The sequence below is a fragment of the Devosia soli genome, from assembly GCF_000970455.1.
GTDB classification, from domain to species: Bacteria; Pseudomonadota; Alphaproteobacteria; order Rhizobiales; family Devosiaceae; genus Devosia; species Devosia soli.
This window is the reverse complement of sequence record NZ_LAJG01000014.1, coordinates 209,153-225,939: the sequence shown is the minus strand read 5'-3', so window position 1 is coordinate 225,939 and position 16,787 is coordinate 209,153. Positions and strand designations below refer to the sequence as shown.

The 16,787-nt window shown below is 62.0% G+C and carries 18 protein-coding genes; 10 read left to right on the top strand and 8 right to left on the bottom strand.

The window, feature by feature from the left end:
* Nucleotides 1–83: 83 nt before the first annotated feature.
* The 6 genes from VW35_RS05235 to VW35_RS05210 all read right to left on the bottom strand — a co-directional run bounded on the left by VW35_RS05235 (nt 84) and on the right by VW35_RS05210 (nt 6,544).
* Nucleotides 84–1,169 carry an ABC transporter ATP-binding protein gene (locus VW35_RS05235; RefSeq protein ID WP_046141953.1) on the bottom strand — a complete coding sequence of 362 codons (1,086 nt, stop codon included), beginning with the start codon at nt 1,167–1,169 and terminating at the stop codon, nt 84–86.
* Between the two features lie 13 nt (nt 1,170–1,182).
* Nucleotides 1,183–2,007 (bottom strand): carbohydrate ABC transporter permease, encoded by an 825-nt coding sequence (locus VW35_RS05230; protein WP_046141952.1) that lies wholly within the window; start codon nt 2,005–2,007, stop codon nt 1,183–1,185.
* A complete protein-coding gene (locus VW35_RS05225) occupies nt 2,004–2,936 on the bottom strand; it encodes a carbohydrate ABC transporter permease (protein ID WP_083982448.1) in 933 nt (310 codons plus the stop codon). The genes VW35_RS05230 and VW35_RS05225 overlap by 4 nt, the downstream gene beginning before the upstream one ends.
* An 80-nt stretch (nt 2,937–3,016) precedes the next feature.
* Nucleotides 3,017–4,318, bottom strand: coding sequence for an ABC transporter substrate-binding protein (locus VW35_RS05220; RefSeq protein WP_046141951.1), 1,302 nt, complete (start codon nt 4,316–4,318; stop codon nt 3,017–3,019).
* Between the two features lie 244 nt (nt 4,319–4,562).
* Nucleotides 4,563–5,588 carry a serine hydrolase domain-containing protein gene (locus VW35_RS05215; protein ID WP_200896867.1) on the bottom strand — a complete coding sequence of 342 codons (1,026 nt, stop codon included), beginning with the start codon at nt 5,586–5,588 and terminating at the stop codon, nt 4,563–4,565.
* The gene (locus VW35_RS05210) at nt 5,585–6,544 is read right to left on the bottom strand and encodes a glycoside hydrolase family protein (RefSeq protein WP_046141950.1); all 960 of its coding nucleotides are present in this window, start codon (nt 6,542–6,544) and stop codon (nt 5,585–5,587) included. Before VW35_RS05210 ends, VW35_RS05215 begins: the two co-directional genes overlap by 4 nt.
* Nucleotides 6,545–6,667: 123 nt before the next feature.
* Between VW35_RS05210 and VW35_RS05205 the strand changes: the two genes are divergently transcribed.
* Nucleotides 6,668–7,681: a LacI family DNA-binding transcriptional regulator gene (locus VW35_RS05205; RefSeq protein ID WP_046141949.1), complete on the top strand. Its 1,014-nt coding sequence runs from the start codon at nt 6,668–6,670 to the stop codon at nt 7,679–7,681.
* Between the two features lie 53 nt (nt 7,682–7,734).
* Here the strand turns inward: VW35_RS05205 and fliP are convergent, their stop codons facing one another.
* Together fliP and VW35_RS20440 are read right to left on the bottom strand one after the other, a co-directional pair.
* Nucleotides 7,735–8,460 carry a flagellar type III secretion system pore protein FliP gene (fliP, locus tag VW35_RS05200; protein WP_046142507.1) on the bottom strand — a complete coding sequence of 242 codons (726 nt, stop codon included), beginning with the start codon at nt 8,458–8,460 and terminating at the stop codon, nt 7,735–7,737.
* A gap of 31 nt (nt 8,461–8,491) precedes the next feature.
* Nucleotides 8,492–9,154 (bottom strand): FliO/MopB family protein, encoded by a 663-nt coding sequence (locus VW35_RS20440; RefSeq protein ID WP_052951512.1) that lies wholly within the window; start codon nt 9,152–9,154, stop codon nt 8,492–8,494.
* A 175-nt stretch (nt 9,155–9,329) separates the two neighbouring features.
* On the opposite strand from VW35_RS20440, the gene flgB reads away from it, so the two are divergent.
* From flgB to VW35_RS05150, 9 genes are all read left to right on the top strand, one after another.
* The gene (gene flgB / locus VW35_RS05190) at nt 9,330–9,737 is read left to right on the top strand and encodes a flagellar basal body rod protein FlgB (protein WP_046141948.1); all 408 of its coding nucleotides are present in this window, start codon (nt 9,330–9,332) and stop codon (nt 9,735–9,737) included.
* A 14-nt stretch (nt 9,738–9,751) separates the two neighbouring features.
* The gene (gene flgC, locus VW35_RS05185; RefSeq protein WP_046141947.1) at nt 9,752–10,162 is read left to right on the top strand and encodes a flagellar basal body rod protein FlgC; all 411 of its coding nucleotides are present in this window, start codon (nt 9,752–9,754) and stop codon (nt 10,160–10,162) included.
* A gap of 20 nt (nt 10,163–10,182) precedes the next feature.
* Nucleotides 10,183–10,674 carry a flagellar hook-basal body complex protein FliE gene (gene fliE, locus VW35_RS21930; RefSeq protein WP_052951511.1) on the top strand — a complete coding sequence of 164 codons (492 nt, stop codon included), beginning with the start codon at nt 10,183–10,185 and terminating at the stop codon, nt 10,672–10,674.
* Between the two features lie 109 nt (nt 10,675–10,783).
* Nucleotides 10,784–11,050 (top strand): flagellar biosynthesis protein FliQ, encoded by a 267-nt coding sequence (gene fliQ / locus VW35_RS05175; protein WP_046142504.1) that lies wholly within the window; start codon nt 10,784–10,786, stop codon nt 11,048–11,050.
* 2 nt (nt 11,051–11,052) lie between these two features.
* On the top strand, nt 11,053–11,820 hold the full coding sequence (gene fliR / locus VW35_RS05170; RefSeq protein ID WP_046141946.1) for a flagellar biosynthetic protein FliR: 768 nt from the start codon (nt 11,053–11,055) through the stop codon (nt 11,818–11,820).
* 3 nt (nt 11,821–11,823) lie between these two features.
* Nucleotides 11,824–12,906: a flagellar biosynthesis protein FlhB gene (gene flhB, locus VW35_RS05165; RefSeq protein WP_046141945.1), complete on the top strand. Its 1,083-nt coding sequence runs from the start codon at nt 11,824–11,826 to the stop codon at nt 12,904–12,906.
* Nucleotides 12,907–12,977: 71 nt separating this feature from the next.
* Nucleotides 12,978–13,664, top strand: coding sequence for a hypothetical protein (locus VW35_RS05160; protein ID WP_052954047.1), 687 nt, complete (start codon nt 12,978–12,980; stop codon nt 13,662–13,664).
* 163 nt (nt 13,665–13,827) lie between these two features.
* Nucleotides 13,828–16,395: a cell cycle histidine kinase CckA gene (gene cckA / locus VW35_RS05155; protein WP_046141944.1), complete on the top strand. Its 2,568-nt coding sequence runs from the start codon at nt 13,828–13,830 to the stop codon at nt 16,393–16,395.
* Nucleotides 16,392–16,787, top strand: coding sequence for a DUF2237 family protein (locus VW35_RS05150; protein WP_244465833.1), 396 nt, complete (start codon nt 16,392–16,394; stop codon nt 16,785–16,787). Before cckA ends, VW35_RS05150 begins: the two co-directional genes overlap by 4 nt.

Below are 16,787 nucleotides of genomic sequence, written 5' to 3'. Positions count from 1 at the left end.
GTTGGGACCGGCTGTTATTCTGGACGGAGGCGAGCGTGATGCTGTTTCGCTTGTAGGCCTTGATGGCAGGGCAGCGCCGACACTTACGCTGCTCGAAGCAGCGCGAGTCCGTTCCTGTCGAAGAGGATGGCCTTTTGTGGCTCGGCCGACAGGATAAGGCTTTCGCCGATGCGCAGGGGCTGGTCGCCTTCGAGCACGGCAAGCCAGGCAGCGCCGGAGGACAGCTCCAGATTGACGATGGTCTCGTTACCGAGACGCTCGACAAGGCTCACGCGGCCAACAATGGCGCCATTGCTGGCCGGAAGGAGGTCGTGAGGGCGGATGCCGAGGGTCAGCTTGTCGCCAATGTTCAGGCTGGTTGAATTGGCTGGAATGCGCAGGCTTGCCACATCCTTGCTCGCGACCGTGACTGTGTCGCCGTCCACGGCCTCAACCGCCACCTCGACAAAGTTCATCTTCGGCGATCCGATGAAGCCAGCGACAAAGAGGTTCTGCGGCCGCTGATAAAGTTCGATCGGGCTGCCGACCTGCTGCACGACGCCGGCATCGAGCACGACGATCTTGTCGGCCAAGGTCATGGCTTCGACCTGGTCATGCGTCACATAGATCATGGTGGCGCCAAGGTCGGCATGGAGCTTGGCGATTTCCATGCGCGTGTCGACACGCAGGGCGGCGTCGAGATTGGACAGCGGCTCGTCGAACAGGAAGACTTCGGGCTGCCGCACAATGGCACGGCCGATGGCGACGCGCTGGCGCTGGCCGCCCGACAATTGGCCGGGTTTGCGATCGAGCAGGTGCTCCATTTTCAGGATGCGCGCCGCTTCGCGGATCTTTTGGTCGCGGACATCCTTGGGCGTCTTGGCGAGTTTGAGGCCAAAGCCGACATTGTCGTAGACCGTCATATGCGGATAGAGCGCATAGGACTGGAACACCATGGCAATCGAGCGGTCGCGCGGCTCGACGTCGTTGCAGAGCTTGTCCCCGATATAGAGCTCGCCGCCGGTGATGTCCTCGAGACCGGCGATCATCCGCAAGAGGGTGGACTTGCCGCAGCCCGACGGGCCGACGAAGACGACGAATTCGCCATCCTCGATCTCGAGGTCTACGCCCTTGATGACCTCGACCTTGCCATAGGTCTTGTGCAGCGATTTCAGGCTCAATCCGGCCATGATGAAACTCCGATCAGCCCTTGACCGCGCCCTGCATGAGGGCGGCGACGAACTGGCGCTGGAAAATAAGGAAGATGACGACGGTGGGGGTAAGGATCAGCAACGATCCCGCGCAGAGGAGCGGAATGTCGGTGCCCCACTGGCCCTGGAAGGCGCCGAGCGCGCCGGCCATGGTGCGCTGCATGGGGTCCTGTACCAAGACCACCGGCAGAAGAAACTGGTTCCAGGTCCAGAGGAACAGGAGGATGGTCAGCGACATGATGGCGGGCCGGGCCAGCGGCACCTGCACGTACCAGAATTCGGTCCAGCGGGTTGCGCCATCGATTTGTGCGGCTTCGCTCAGATCCTGCGGCACATTGAGGAAATGGGCGCGCATCCAATAAACGCCGAAAGGCATGTAGAGGCCGATGAGCGGAAGGATGATGGCAAAGCGCGTGTTGAGGAGGCCCATGGCCCGCACTTCATAATAAAGCGGGGTGATAACCGCCTCGAAGGGCAGGGTGAGGCCGAAGACGAAGGCCAGATAGAGCCACTTGTATTTATCGGTGGTGAGCTTGGCCAAGCCATAACCGGCCATGGTGGCAAGAAGGACCGCAACCGGTACGACGCCGAGGACGATCAGGCCGCTCGAGAGCAGGAGCTGATCCATCTTGGCGACTTCGAAGGCGCGGACGAAATTGCCCCATTGCGGATCGGCAGGCCATTGCAGGCCATTGGGATAGGAGCCGGCCGGAGCGAGCGCGGCCGAGAGCATGCTGAGGAATGGCAGGAGGGTGATCGCCATCAGCAGCACGATAAGCGCGCGGGCGAGCAGAGTGTTGGTGGTGGCGCTCTTCATTTCTTGTCCCGCGTGAACCATTGGACCGGGGCGATGGAGAGGAGCACCAGGACCATGAGGACGATGGCCAGCGCCGAGGCGAGGCCGACCTGACGATGCGCGAAGGCAAGGCGATAGATTTCAAGCCCCGGCACGGTGGTGGTAATGCCCGGGCCGCCCTGGGTTGAAATGTAGACGATATCGAAGCTGGCAAGCGCAGCGATCACCGTGACGGTGATGCAGACGCCGATCTCCTGGCGGAGGCCGGGCAGGGTGATGTAGCGGAACTCGTGCCAGGGGCGGGCCCCATCGAGGCGCGCAGCCTCATAAAGGCTGGTGTCGATCTTGGTAATGCCGGTAACCAGCAGCATGGTGCAAAGACCGAGAAGCACCCAGGCGCCGATGACGCCGACCGCGGGCAGGGCCCAGACGAAATCGCCGAGCCAACCCTTGACCCAGCTCGACAATCCAACAGACTTGAGCGCCTGATTGACGAGACCAGTCGAGGCAAACATCCAGCTCCAGGCGATACCGGCGGCAACCAGCGGAATGACCTGCGGCAGGAAGAGGATGGTGCGCGTCGCCATGCCGAACCGGCCATTCATCTGCCCGCGAATGGCGGAGGCGACGGCAAGGCCGAGGCCGACCGGGATAATGGTGAAGTAAAGCACCAGCTGAAACGCGTTGCCGATGATCTGGAGAAGATCGCTGTCGGTGAGGACGGTTATATAGTTGGTGAGCCCATGGAAGCGGGCTTCGCCGATACCGTCCCAGCGCAGGAACGAATAGTAAAGGCTCATGATCAAAGGCACGAGCACGAAGGCGGCGTAAAAGAGGAAGGCCGGGGTGATGAAGAGCCAGGCGGTGAGGCTCTTCCTGCGGCCGCGCCGCGCCGCGGGCAGCGGGATTTGGTGTCTTGCGTCCGGAACGGACGATGCATTTTCAGTCATGGTTCATTCCGGTCGCTTCGCAAGGCCAGAGGTCGGAGGGGCGTCCTGGAGCCAGTGCCGCCCCTCCCTGGTGCCGAAACTCAGCGGGAGAGCTGAGTCTCGTATTCCTTCTGCACGGCTTCGAGGAGCCCTGTCGCGGTCTGTTGACCACCGATCATCTTCTGCAGCTCAGGGGTCCAGCCCGCGGCGAAGATGGCGCCGGTGGCATTGGCGATGAAGTCCATCGCGCCATTATCCTGCGCCAGCTGCGCGCCAGCAGCGAGCGACTGTTCGGTCACAGAGCCGGGCTCGACCGGCGGGATCGCCATATCGGCCGGACCGCCCGGATTGGAGCCGCCGACGGCGACGTTGATCTTGCGGGCTTCTTCGTTGGTCGCGACCCAATCAAGGAAGAACGCGGCGCAATCGGGATTGGCAGCCTTGGCGCCGATGCCGTAGCTCAGTGGCGCGGACATCGAGGCGTGACGGCCACCTTCTTCAGCGCTCGGCATGATGAAGAAGCCGAACTTGTCCTTGGCATTGGTGTCGAGATTGCCCGATTCCCAATCGCCATTGAACATGAAGAGGCCTTCGCCGCCGATGAAGCGGCTCATCATCTGGAAATATTCGATGGCATTGGCGTCGGGCGGGAAGTAGCCGGCCTTGATCCAGCCATCCAGATGTTCCGCAGCCTTGAGCGCTTCGGGCGTATTGATGGTGGCGCCGTCCTTCTGGAAAATCCAGTCGTTGATCGGCTCCGGCGGACCATAGGCGCCCATCAGGTTCTGCAGCGGGAAGGCAAGACCGGCGGTCCCCTTGTTCCACTGCATGATCGGCTGGATGCCGGCTTCCTTAGCCTTGGCCAGAAGGGCATCGAGTTCCGCAACGGTCTTGGGCGGCTCGGTCATCCCGATCTGCTCGGCCAGCGCCTTGTTGTAGAAGACGCCGGTCATCGAATAGTTGAGACCCATGCCGAAGAGCGAGCCCGTACCGCGCGGACGGCCGCCTTCCTCGACGCGCAGCTGCACCAACTGTCCGGCAGGGAACTTGTCCCAGCCAAACTCGGTGAAATAGGTATCGAGATTGAGCAGCAGGTTGTTCGCGACGAGGTCGGTCAGCGAAGGCAGACGGATAAGGTCGGGCGCATTGTCTTCGGACAGGATGCGCGGCGAGTTCTCCATCATATTGGCAAACTGGTCTTCCTTGATGTCGAAGGTGACATTGGGGAACTGCTTGGTGAATTCTTCGCTCAGCCGCGTCGGCAGGGGGAAGCCGGTTTCAAAATAAGCGTTGAGGACAACCGGATCGGTGCCGCAGCTCGGGGCGGCGATGGCCGTGCCGGCGCTTGCGGCGACGGACAGCGTGGCGAGAATGCGCAGGGCGTAGCGGGATGGGGTGTTCAAGACTTGCCTCCTCCAGGATGAAGTCGCAGGGATGTTTCCGTCTGCTAAATGGATTTAGCGCATGGGCGCAACGCGGTGTCAATATGGACGGCGTTCGCTTGTGCGCGGTGACTACAGACTGGCGCGCAAGGCCGAGATAATGGCGGTCGCGCGCTGGTCCTCCGGCCCCATCATCCAATTGGTGACGAAGCCGAAACCGATTTTATGCCGGGGATCGGCAAAGCCGACTTGTCCTCCGGCACCGTCATGGCCGAAGCAGTGATCGTCGAGATAGCGACGCGCTTCGGAATCGAGCTGGAAGCCGCAGCCCCAGCGGGAATAGGGTGGCTCGCCGCCGAAAAGCCGAGACGCCTTCGCTCCGGGGGCGGGTGGCTTCCGCGATCACCTTGGGATCGAGCAATTTGACGCCGCGCGTTGAGGTAACGGTTGCCGACCAGATGGTTGCGAGTGCCTCGGCCGAGGCAATGCCACCGGCACCGGGAATTTCGGCCGCACGAATACGCTGGGCGTTGAAGCCACCGGTTTCCGAGACGAGATCGGCTGGCAGTGCGTTGCCGAGAGTCATAGCCTTATAGGGCCAGTTGGGCGCCGGCTTTGCAGCCTCCCCGGCCCAGAGGGCGGAGAGCGGCGGGCTGACGCGCAAATGCGCGACGCGGTCTGCTTCGCTTTGAGGAAGGCCGATCCAGGCGTCGACGCCTAGCGGGCTGGTGATGAGGTCCGCGAAATATTGGCCGACCGACTGGCCTGTAACGCGGCGGATGATTTCGCCGGCGACCCAGCCGTGGGTGAGCGCGTGATAGGCGTAGCCGCTACCGAGCGGCCAGAGCGGCTCCTGCTCGGCCAATACCGCGGCCATCCGGTCCCAATCGACGATCTCGTCTTCGGTGAGATCGAGGCGGGGCGCGGAGAGACCGGCGCGGTGAGCTAGGGCATCGCCGACGGTGACAGCACCCTTACCTGCGGCAGCAAACTCGGGCCAGTAACGGCTGACCGGCGCTTCATAGTCGAGCCGGCCTTCCCCAACGAGGCGGGCGGCAAGAATGGAGACAAGGCCCTTGGTGCAGGAGAAGATCACCGAAGGTGTGTTCTGATCCCAAGCTCGGCTGGTGCGGGCATCGGCGATTCCGGCCCAGAGGTCGACGACGGTTTTTCCGTCCCGGATGATATGAAGCGCGGCGCCCATTTCGGGACGGTCATCGAAGCTACGAGTGAACGCCTCGGCGACGGCTTCGTAGCCAGGGGCGGCGGAGCCGGAAACGGTGACGCTCATGCTGCGCTCTCCAGTTCGAGATAGCCGTCCTTGCCGATGACCAAGGGCAGGGGATCGGAAATGCCGCCGAGGAAATCGCCGGCGGCGCCGACATTGTTGAAGGCGAGCAGATTCGGCCTGCCAGTGCGGTCGAAGACGACGCGGCCGGCATAAAGGCGCTCATCGACGAGGAGCCGCGCCTGTCTGAAATCGACGTCCGCGGGGAAGCTCTCGAGGGGCTGGGTCCAGATGCCGCCAACGGCGCCGCTCCGGTCGCCGCAAAGCTTGGCGCTGTCGCAGCAGAAAACGACGTGCTTCCGCCCGCCCGCTTCAACGATGTGGAAAACTTCCAGATGGGCAAAGCCGGAGCCGGGCTGGCTCAGCGCGGGTTGTATCGTCCAGTTGAAGAGATCGCTTGACGTGGCATGGGCCATGACGCCTCGATCGGGTTCGGTGCCGGTCTTGCTGCGGGCAGTGATGAGCATATGCCAGAGCTGGCTCTGCTCGTCCCAGAAGACCCATGGGTCGCGCCAGGCTTCTTCGGGCCAGCTCGACGTGCCTAGCGTCTCATAGAGCGCAGGATCGGCGCTGAGGATGGGGCCGGGCTGCTTGGTCCAAGTGGAAAGATCAGCCGAGGTGGCAAGGCAAACGGTCTCTATATTGGCTGCGCTGTCGGGCGAAAGGAAGCGCGAGCCGGTATAGAACATGCGCCAGAGCCCAGTGGGATCGCGTACGACGCTGCCGGTCCAGGTTGCGCTGCCGTCAAAACTGCCAGGCGCGCCGGCATCGAAGGCGCGCCCGTGATCTGTCCAGGTGGCAAGGTCCGTGGAGGTGGCGTGGCCAATGCGCGCATTCCGGTGGCGCAGGTCCGGATTGCCGAGCGACTTGGGCGCGTGGAGATAATAAAGGTGATAATCGGCGCCGTCATCGGCCAGCCAAAAATCCCAGACCCAGTGATCGGATAGGTTGAAACCCATTCACTCCCCCTGCTAAAAGCATTTAGCAGATGCAATGACGCGCTCTGGTTGTCAAGCGAGAGTAGCGTGGTTATGCAACGACCTTAATGGTCGCCCACACTTCGGGGCAGGGAGGCAAACGGCTTGACGAAGAAAAGGGTTACGCTGGCCGACGTGGCGCGTCTTGCCGGCCTCTCCACCACGGCTGCCTCGATGATCCTGACCGGACGGCCGGATACGCGGCTTTCCGCCGATGCTCATGCCAAGGTGCATGCGGCGGCGGCCAGCCTTGGCTATCGACCCAATGTGGCGGCCCGCGCGCTGCGGACCGACAAGTCGCGCCTGATTGCATTCATCTCTGACTATGTGGCGACCACGCGTTTTGCCAGTGGCCTTATTCGCGGGGCGCTGGCAGCTGCCGAGGAGGCCAAGCATGTGATGCTGGTGCTCGAAACCGGCGGCGAACCGGCTCGCGAAATACAGGCGCTTGAAGCCGCCCTCGATCGCCAGGTCGATGGCGTTATTTTCGCTGCCATGCGCGCCCGCGAGGTGTTCGTGCCAGACCTGCCGATCAATGTGCCGACGGTTATGCTCAATGGCACCAGCGCGCGCTTCCCGGTCTCCGTGTTGCCGGACGAGTATCGTGGCGGAGAACAGGCCGTGGCACTGCTAAAAGCCGCGGGCATCAATGACGGAATCGTCCTTCTAGGCCATAATGCGGAGCAGGAGGCTGGGCTCTTTCGATCAGAATCTATCGCGCAACGCTTTGCCGGCATCCGCGCCGCGATGCAGTCCGCGGGGATGACGTTTCTTGCCGAACTCAGTTGCTGGAATTGGGAGCCAAGCCACGGTTATGAGCTGACGCGCAAGCAACTCAAGACCGCGCGTCCGCGGGCAATCCTCTGCCTCAATGATCGACTGGCATTCGGCGCTTACCAGGCGCTGGGTGAAGCTGGGCTCGAAGTGCCTGACGATGTGGCCCTCGTCTCGTTCGACAATGACGAGCTCGCCTCATATCTGCGGCCAGGCCTTACCACTATCGGCCTGCCACATGAGGATATGGGGCGACGTGCGGTCGAATTACTTCTCAGCGACGCAAACGCGCCCGAACTGGTCACCATGCCCATCATCGAGCGCGGTTCGCTACCCCGCGCCTGATATCCGATCATTGTCCAGCAGGCCTGAGACGTGCTTCTCCCACTATCCTTCCACTACGTCGCAAAACTTCGGACAAGGGAGCCGACGACGAGGTACCAGCCGTCTACAAGCACGAAGAAGATGAGCTTGAAGGGCAACGAGATGACGACGGGGGGGAGCATCATCATGCCCATGCTCATCAGGACCGAGGCAACGACCATGTCGATGATGACGAAGGGCAGGAAGAGCAAGAAGCCGATCTCGAAGGCGCGGCGGAGTTCGGAGATGAGGAAAGCCGGAATGAGGAGCTGGAGCGGGATGGCTTCGGGCTCGGTGGGCACCTCGGCCTCGGTCAGGTCGTAAAAAAGCTGCAGGTCTTGTTCGCGGACATTGGCGCGCATGAAGGCGTGAATGGGCGCCGTCGTTGGCTCAAAAGCTTCGGAAATCTCGAGCGTGCCGGCGAGCACCGGCGCGATGCCGTTGTCGTAGCTCTGCTGCAGGGTGGGCTGCATGATGAAGAAGGTCAGGAACAGCGCCAGCGAGATCATCACCGAGTTCGGTGGCGCGGTCTGGAGCCCGATCGCGGTGCGAAGGAGCGACAGCACCACGACGATGCGGGTGAAGCTTGTGACCATCACGAGGATCGACGGCGCCAGGGACAGCACCGTCAAAAGGCCGATAAGCTGGATGGCGCGCTCGGTCAGCGCGGTGTTGTCGCCAAGGCCGATCGACAGATCCTGGGCATGCGCAACGCCGATGCCGGCGAGGGACAGGCCGACAGCGACAAAAAGGCCGATCAGGGCGTGTTTCTTGAGGCGCGCCCGGCCCTTGTTAGTTTCGGTTGGCTTCGCCCTGCGCTTCGTGGTCACGCGTTACGCTTTCGTTAACCGGTTGTTCGCCGTCCTCTTTAGCTGAGTCGGCCGCCGATACGGGCGAAATGTCCGGCTTATACCCGGCCGGTGCCGGTTCGTGCGTCGTGACGGGGCGCAGAAGGCCCGTGTGGCGGATGGAGCGGGGCGGCTGGCTCTGCTCACGGACCTTGTTGGCCTCGCGGGCGCGATCGATGGCGGCGCCGGGGCCGGCGGCGACGGTAGCGGCTGGAACGAGCGCCGATTTGTCCGTGCGCCCGGCACTGCCCGCACCGCCAGCGCGATTGCCGACCATGGGCACGGGGCGGCGCGTCGGTTGCGTGGCTGGCGCTTCGGGCGCGGCGAAGCCGGTTTCGACGACGACGTCCTGAGGGCCACCGACGAGGAGCAGATGTTCGGTATTGTCGCGGCGCACGATCAGCAATTGCCGCTTCTGGTCGAGCACGAGGCTATCGATGATGGCGAGGCGCTTGTTGCGGCCGCGCACGCCATTGCTCGAGACATTGAACACCAGCTTGAGCAGCCAGACGCCGAGCAGGATGAGCACGATGACTGCGCCGAGGGCGAAAAGGGCGGTGAGATACATGTTGCCGCTTCCGCCGAACAGGCTCGTGATGAACTGCACTGATTCTAACTCCTAAGGTGACCGCGTGATTCTGACGGGCATTTTCTGCCCAGTCAAACCGGGCAATCGTGCGTATTGCGAGGCTTCATACGCCCAAATCACCCGGAATTAACCCTTCCTTAACCACAAATGGGCAGGTTTTGCCCAGATAGCCTGGACTCAAGGAGCGGTGGCGATGGGATTGCTGGATATGCCGGTCTTTACGGCGCTGACGGACAAGATGCGCTGGCATCAGGCCCGTCAGGGGCTGTTGGCCGAGAATGTCGCCAACGCCGACAACCCCGGCTACAAGGGCCGCGACCTGAAGCAGTATAACTTCGAAGAACGCTTCAGCCAGGTGCAACCTCCCACGGTCACCACTGCCGCCACCCAGCCCAAGCATTTTTCAACCTCCCTCGGCGGTGCGGCAGGCTTTGCCGACCAGAGGATGGTGAACTTCGAAATCACGCCCAAAGGCAATGGCGTGACCCTCGAAGACGAGATGATGAAGGTCACGACCAATATGATGGACTATCAGGCCGCGACCTCCCTTTACCAGAAGTCGGTCAAAATCCTGAAGACCGCGCTGGGCAAGACGGCTTAAGGAAGGGCTGATCCATGGACTTCAACACCTCAATCGGCATCGCGGCAACCGGGCTCCACGCACAGTCGGCCCGCATGCGCATCATCGCCGAAAACATCGCCAATGCCGACTCGACGGCGACGACGCCGGGCGGCGAACCCTATCGCCGCCGCGTACCGACCTTTGAGACGGTGATGAACAACGAGCTCGGCGGGCATGTGGTCACCATGGGCAAGCTGTCCCTCGACCAGTCCGACTTCAACAACCGCTATGAACCCGGCCACCCGGCGGCCGACGCGAATGGCTATGTCCAGTATCCCAACGTCAATACGTTGATCGAAACCATGGACATGCGCGAGGCCCAGCGCAGCTACGAGGCCAACCTCAACGTGGTTTCCATCTCTCGCCAGATGCTCGGGCAGACGCTCGACATCCTGCGCGGCTGACGCCTCAGGAGCTTTTCGAAATGGCTACGCCTTTCAATATCGCCGCAGCGGCCTATGGCAATGCCAGCCGCCTCGCCACCAGTGCCCTCCGTCCGGAAGCCGAAAGCGCTGTCGCCGGCGTTGCTGCCGGTCCCAACTTCGCGCAGATGCTGGCCCAATCGGTCCAGGCGGTAACGGAATCGAGCCGCGCCGCCGATCCGACCGCCATTGCCAGCCTCAACGATGCGGCAAGCCGCATGCTGACGCAGGCGGCCCAGCCGGGCGCACAGCTCGGCACCGGCGCCGGCCGCACGAGCCCGGATTTCGCCTCCATGCTCGCCCAGTCCGTGCAGGGCGTCGTCGATACCGGCCGGACTTCGGACCAGCTGGCGATCGACATGGTCAACGGCAAGGCCAACGTGGTCGACATGGTAACTGCGCTGTCCCAGACCGAGTTTGCCATCGACAGCATCGTGACCATCCGCGATCGCGTGATCCAGTCCTATGAATCGATCATGAGCATGCCGATCTGATCGAGCGCGTTTCCTCGCGCAACTTTGAGCGCGGGGGCTGCATAGAATTCGCAGCCGATTCAGGAATCAGTTACCTATGGCTCCGCGATTCTGTTCGCGGAGCGAGACCATGACCGGCGCCGAAGTGCTCGACATTGCCAACCAGGGCATCTGGGTGCTGATCATCGTTTCCCTGCCGATGATGCTGGTGGGGCTGGTCGTCGGCGTCGTCATCGCGCTCTTCCAGGCGCTCACGCAGATCCAGGAACAGACCCTGGTCTTCGTGCCCAAGATCATCGCCATCTTCATCACCATGCTGATCGCGCTGCCGTTTCTCGGCGCGACCATGTCGGCCTATATGACGCGCGTGGTCGATATGATCATCGTCGGCGGCTGACGGTGGCGCTCGACCTCAACTGGGCGCCAGCGGTCGCCTTCACCTATCTCATGCTCTTTGCGCGCATCGGCGCGATGCTGATGCTTTTGCCCGCGCTCGGCGAGGACACTATCCCCGCGCGCTTGCGGCTCGCTTTTGCGGTGATGTTCTCGGTGGTGCTTTATCCGCTCCTCGGCAGCGTCATTCCGCCGATGCCGGCCGGGCTCGGTGGACTCGTGAGCCTTCTGTTCCATGAACTGGCTGTCGGGCTCATCATCGGTGCAATTATTCGGCTGACGACCATGGCGACGCAGATTGCCGGCTCGATCGTCGCCTTCCAGAGCGGACTTTCCGGCGCCATGGCGGCCGATCCGACCCAGCAGGGCATGCAGAGCGCGGTGTTTACGAGCTTTCTCTCGTTTCTCGGCATCACGCTGATCTTCGCGACCGACTTGCACCATATGGCGCTGGCCGCGATCTATGACAGCTACTCGGTTTTCGAGCCGACCATGCCGATCATGTCCGAAGATGCCATGCAGCTGGCGCTGCGGACCGTTTCGGGCGCTTTTTCTGTGGGCGTGCAGATGTCGGCGCCGTTTATCGTCTTTGGCCTGGTCTTCAACCTCGGAGCAGGCATCCTCGCGCGGCTAATGCCTGCGCTGCAGGTCTATTTCATCCTGATGCCCGCCAACATCCTGGCTGGGCTCATCCTTTTTGCGCTTTTGCTGATGATGATGATGGGGTGGTATCTCACCTCCTTCGAAAATCATCTGGCCATGTGGCGGGGGTAGTCGATGTCAGACGAAGCCCCGGAGCAGGAAAGCAAAACAGAAGATCCTTCCCAGCGAAAGCTCGAGGAAGCACACAAGAAGGGCGACGTCGCCAAGAGCCAGGAGGTGACCACCTGGTTCATGCTGGTCGGCACGGCCATCGTCTGCTCGTCGATGGCGCCGTGGGTAGCCCAGCAGGTGAGCAATCCACTACAGCTCATCATGATGAATGCGGACCGGTTCGATGTCGAGGGTTCGGGCTTTTCCGCCTTTTTCAACGGACTCGCCTTTGCCATGATCGGCGCGGTGATGGCGCCGCTCGGCATTCTTTATGTGTGCGGCATCGTCGCTAATCTCATCCAGCACAAGCCGCTCTTTTCCGCCGAACCAGTGACGCCGAAATTCTCCAAGATCTCGCCGCTCGCGGGCGCGAAACGTCTCTTCTCTGGTGAGGCGCTGGTCAATTTCGCCAAGGGCCTCGTCAAGATCGCGGTGGTCGGCGTCGTTGTCGTCATGACGGTCTGGCCCGAGCGCGACAGGCTCGATACGATGATGACCGCCGATCCGGTCATTATCCTCCTCGATTTTCAGGAACTGGCGGTCAAGATCCTGACCTCGGTTCTGATCGTCGTCACCTTCATCGCCGCTGCCGACTACTTCTACACGCGCAATAAGTGGTGGAAGCGGCAGATGATGACCATGCAGGAAACCCGCGACGAATATAAGCAGATGGAAGGCGATCCGCACGTCAAGGGCCGCATCCGCCAGCTGCGGCAGGAGAAGGCGCGCAAGCGCATGATGCAGGCGGTGCCGGACGCAACCGTGGTCGTGACCAACCCGACGCACTACGCGGTGGCACTGAAATACGACAAGGGCATGGGGGCGCCGAAATGCGTTGCCAAAGGCGCAGACGCGGTGGCGTTGCGGATCCGAACGGTCGCCAAGGAAAACGATGTGCCGATCATCGAAAACCCGCCGCTGGCGCGGGCGCTCTACGCTTCGGTCGATGTGGACGAGGACATTCCGGCCGATCACTACAAGGCAGTTGCAGAAATCATTGGCTTCGTCATGCGCCTCAAGCACGGGCAGAGCTGGAAGGCCCGCTGACGCCTAGGCTTGCCGGCGCCCCAGGTCGTGGGTGACATAGCCGCCTTCCGCGACCATTGGGGGATTGTCGCATGGACTTTATGGGTATCCTCAAATCGATCGAGGAACTGCTCTACGAACTGGTCAGCTGGGTCATCTTCTATCCGCTGACCGTCTGGCGCATCGTCCGGCATCCGCTGGCCTCGCTCGCTTATGCTGAGCGGGAATTGCAGGAGCCTGAAGAGCGGCAATTCGACGATGCCATCAGCCCGCCTATCCTCCTGCTGATCACGCTGGGGCTCCTTCACTTGCTGGGGCGGCTGGTGGAAACTGAGAATGCCGCAGTAATGACCGGTATCATGGCGGACGAGCGCAATCTGCTGGCGTTCCGCGCCGTTGCCTTCAGCTTCTTCCCGCTGCTTTTCGGCTTGATCCGCCTGAAGGTCGCAAAGGCGCGCATTACGCGGTCGACCTTCAAGCCTGTCTTCTACAGCCAGTGTTTCGTCACCGTGCCATTCGTCATTGCCGTCAGCCTCGGCATCAACCTGATGGCCGAGTTCCCGGATTCACCGGTCGATGGTTGGATCGGCGTAGGGGTTCTTGCGCTCGGGCTCATCTGGTTCGGCATCGTCGAGACGCGCTGGCTGGCGCAGACGACATCGATCGGCAAGGGATGGTCGGCGCTGATCGTCAGCGCCACGCTTTTCTGCGCCGTTCCGTTCTTTTTCCTCGTCGGCGCACTGGTCGGCTATGCTTTTTCGGCCCCTCCGGCAGCGTAATTGCATTGCGACCTGCGCGTAGCGGGGAGATGCGCCGAGAGACAAATCTGGCCCAAGGCGCGGGAAAAGCCGCCTTCGCCCTCCCAACGCAGCAGTCCATTTGCTACACCAAACTGGACTGTCCCGAATCGGGGCAATTTTCGCGCGCTGGAGCTTTTATCCCATGGCCACGACGCCGCTCGGCGAGGACAACTATCCCGATCCGCTGATCTCCTCGCCGCGGGGCGGTGCCGGATTGTGGCGCGTTGCGGCCTTAGGGCTGTTCCTTATCGGGGCTGCGGCTGCCTTTGCGCTTTTTGGCGAGCGCATCCCGGTTGAAGTCGTCATGACATTCGTCGGGCTTCTTGCCGTTGCCGGCGTGTTCTTCCTCTTCGGGCTCGCCGCGGGGCTCTTTCGCTTCGCCGCCGCCGAGGAGCGCCGCACCCTGGCCCATGCGCTGGTCGATACCGTGCCGCGCGGCATCGTCGTTGCCGATCGCGACGGCAAGATCGCCTATGTGAACGCCCATTACGGCACTTTTCTCGGCGCCCTCAACAATGGCGTTCCCGTCAGCGTTCCGCGCCTTTTTTCGGGCCAGGCCGATGCCGGCGAAGCGATGTACCGTTTGACCCGCGCTGCCAAGGATGGGCGCAATGCGGTCGAAGATATCCGCATCATCGGCGGCCTTGGCGGCTCGCAGACCGAAACAACCCGCGCCTTCTGGTATCGGGTGTCCGTTCGCCCCTTGCCGCAGACGGAGGACACCAGCAAGCCTGTCGTCGCCTGGACCGTCGAAGACATCACGCGGGACCGCGAGAACAACGAAACCGCCTTTCTCGACCTGCAACGCGCGATCGATTATCTCGATCATTCGCCGGCTGGCTTCTTCTCTGCCGACGCGCACGGGCGCATCCAATACCTCAATTCCACCCTCGCTGATTGGCTCGGTTATGATCTTGCCGAGTTCAACGCAGGGCAGTTGCGCCTCGACGACGTGGTTCGCGGCGATGGCGCGACGTTGCTCGTGCGTGGGCGGCGCGATGGCGAGATCACAACAGAGATCATCGATATCGACCTTGTTCGCCGTAATGGTACGGCGCTTCCCGTGCGTCTTCTCCATCGCGCTGCGCGCCTTGCCGATGGTGAGCTCGGCGAAACGCGGACGCTGGTGCTCGACCGATCGAGCGCGCCGGAAAATGAAGAAGAACTGCGCGCCGCCGAAGTGCGCTTCTCGCGCTTTTTCAATGATACGCCCTTTGCCATTGCAACGCTTGATGGCGAAGGCCGGATTGTACGCACCAATGCGCCGTTCGGCCGGATTTTCCGCTGGTCGGGCGAAGAAAAAAGCCTTGAACTGCAGCCGCTCAACGATCTCATCGGCGAAGGCAGCCGCGACAAGCTCGCGCGCGCCCTTTCGGACGCCACCGCCCAGCGGACCGAAGTCGAGCCCGTCGATGCGCTGCTCAGCGTCGAGGGCGAGCATGCGGTACGGCTCTACATTTCAGCTTCGGAAGTGAGCGCCGGCTCGCCCGAGCAGGTCAATGTCTATGCGCTCGACATGACCGACCAGCGCAAGCTCGAAGCCCAGTTCGCTCAGAGCCAGAAGATGCAGGCGGTGGGCCAGCTCGCAGGCGGTGTCGCGCACGATTTCAACAACCTGCTGACCGCGATCATCGGCTTTTCGGACCTGCTTCTTCTCAAGCACAAGCCGGGCGATCCGTCGTTCAGCGAGCTGATGCAGATCAAGCAGAACGCCAATCGCGCCGCCGGCCTGACGCGCCAGCTTCTCGCATTCTCGCGCCGGCAGACGCTGCGACCACAAGTGCTAGAACTGCCCTTGATCGTCGATGACCTGACAGTACTGCTGAAGCGCATGATCGGCGAGAAGAACCAGCTTTCCGTCGAACATGGCCGCAATATCTGGCCCGTCCGCGCCGACGTGGTGCAGCTCGAGCAGGTCATCATCAATCTCGTCGTCAATGCGCGTGATGCCATGCCCGATGGCGGCTCGATCACGGTCCGCACCAGCAACGTCACCGAAGAAGAAACCAAGGCGCTCAAATTCGAGGGCCTCGTGCCGGCCGATTACGTCCTCATCGACGTCCAGGATACCGGCACCGGCATGTCCCCCGAGATCATGGCCAAGATTTTCGAGCCGTTCTTCACTACCAAGGAATTGGGGAAGGGGACTGGTCTCGGTCTTTCGACCGTCTATGGCATCGTCAAGCAGACCGAGGGTTTCATCTATCCGGTCTCGACACTGGGCGAAGGCACGACATTCAAGATCTTCCTGCCGCGCTACGTGCCGACCGCGGAGGAAGCTGCTGCCAAGGTTGCTGCAGCGACCGCACCAGCAAAAGACCTGACCGGTCATGAACGTATCCTGCTCGTAGAGGACGAGGAGAGCGTCCGCGCCTTCTCGGCACGCGCCCTGCGCACCACGGGCTATGAAGTGTTCGAGGCCGAGGGCGGCGAAGAGGCGCTCGAAGTGCTCGAAGATCTCGACTATAAAGTCGACCTCATCATCTCCGACGTCGTCATGCCGGAGATGGATGGCCCGACCATGCTCAAGGTCATTCGCGAGAAGATGACCAACCTTAAGATCATCTTCGTCTCGGGCTATGCCGAGGAGAGTGTGCGCCGCGATATCGAGGATGACCGGAGCGTTGATTTCCTGCCCAAGCCCTATTCGCTCGACCAGATCAACACCAAGGTCAAGGACGTGCTGCGCCGACAGGATAATCCCTCGTGACGGACGAACCAGGCATCGAAGGTGTTGCTGAATTCAACGTGCTCGGCGAGCCGCTCCAGCCATGCTCGGAAGATCCGCTGACCGGTTTCTTCCGCTCCGGCTATTGCGCCGCCGGGCCGGAAAATGCGGCAGTCCACCTCATCTGCATCGAGGCGACCGAGGCGTTTCTGGCCTATTCGAAAAGCGTCGGAAACGACCTAACGACCCCGCGACCCGAATTCGCCTTTCCTGGACTTGTGGCGGGCAACCGCTGGTGCCTCGTGGCGGCGCGCTGGCTGCAGGCGCATGAGGCCGGCAAGGCGCCGCGCATCTATCTCGGCGCCACCAACAGCAAAGTCCTCGAACTGATTCCGTTCGAGATTTTAAAAGGTTACGCTCTCGATTTGAACTAA

Excerpts from the sequence above, each read along its gene's own strand:
- VW35_RS05235 (WP_046141953.1), bottom strand. The coding sequence starts at position 1,169 with ATGGCCGGATTGAGCCTGAAATCGCTGCACAAGACCTATGGCAAGGTC.
- VW35_RS05230 (WP_046141952.1), bottom strand. The coding sequence starts at position 2,007 with ATGAAGAGCGCCACCACCAACACTCTGCTCGCCCGCGCGCTTATCGTG.
- VW35_RS05225 (WP_083982448.1), bottom strand. The coding sequence starts at position 2,936 with ATGACTGAAAATGCATCGTCCGTTCCGGACGCAAGACACCAAATCCCG.
- VW35_RS05215 (WP_200896867.1), bottom strand. The coding sequence starts at position 5,588 with ATGAGCGTCACCGTTTCCGGCTCCGCCGCCCCTGGCTACGAAGCCGTC.
- VW35_RS05210 (WP_046141950.1), bottom strand. The coding sequence starts at position 6,544 with ATGGGTTTCAACCTATCCGATCACTGGGTCTGGGATTTTTGGCTGGCC.
- flgB (WP_046141948.1), top strand. The coding sequence starts at position 9,330 with ATGGGATTGCTGGATATGCCGGTCTTTACGGCGCTGACGGACAAGATG.
- flgC (WP_046141947.1), top strand. The coding sequence starts at position 9,752 with ATGGACTTCAACACCTCAATCGGCATCGCGGCAACCGGGCTCCACGCA.
- fliE (WP_052951511.1), top strand. The coding sequence starts at position 10,183 with ATGGCTACGCCTTTCAATATCGCCGCAGCGGCCTATGGCAATGCCAGC.
- fliQ (WP_046142504.1), top strand. The coding sequence starts at position 10,784 with ATGACCGGCGCCGAAGTGCTCGACATTGCCAACCAGGGCATCTGGGTG.
- flhB (WP_046141945.1), top strand. The coding sequence starts at position 11,824 with ATGTCAGACGAAGCCCCGGAGCAGGAAAGCAAAACAGAAGATCCTTCC.
- VW35_RS05160 (WP_052954047.1), top strand. The coding sequence starts at position 12,978 with ATGGACTTTATGGGTATCCTCAAATCGATCGAGGAACTGCTCTACGAA.
- cckA (WP_046141944.1), top strand. The coding sequence starts at position 13,828 with ATGGCCACGACGCCGCTCGGCGAGGACAACTATCCCGATCCGCTGATC.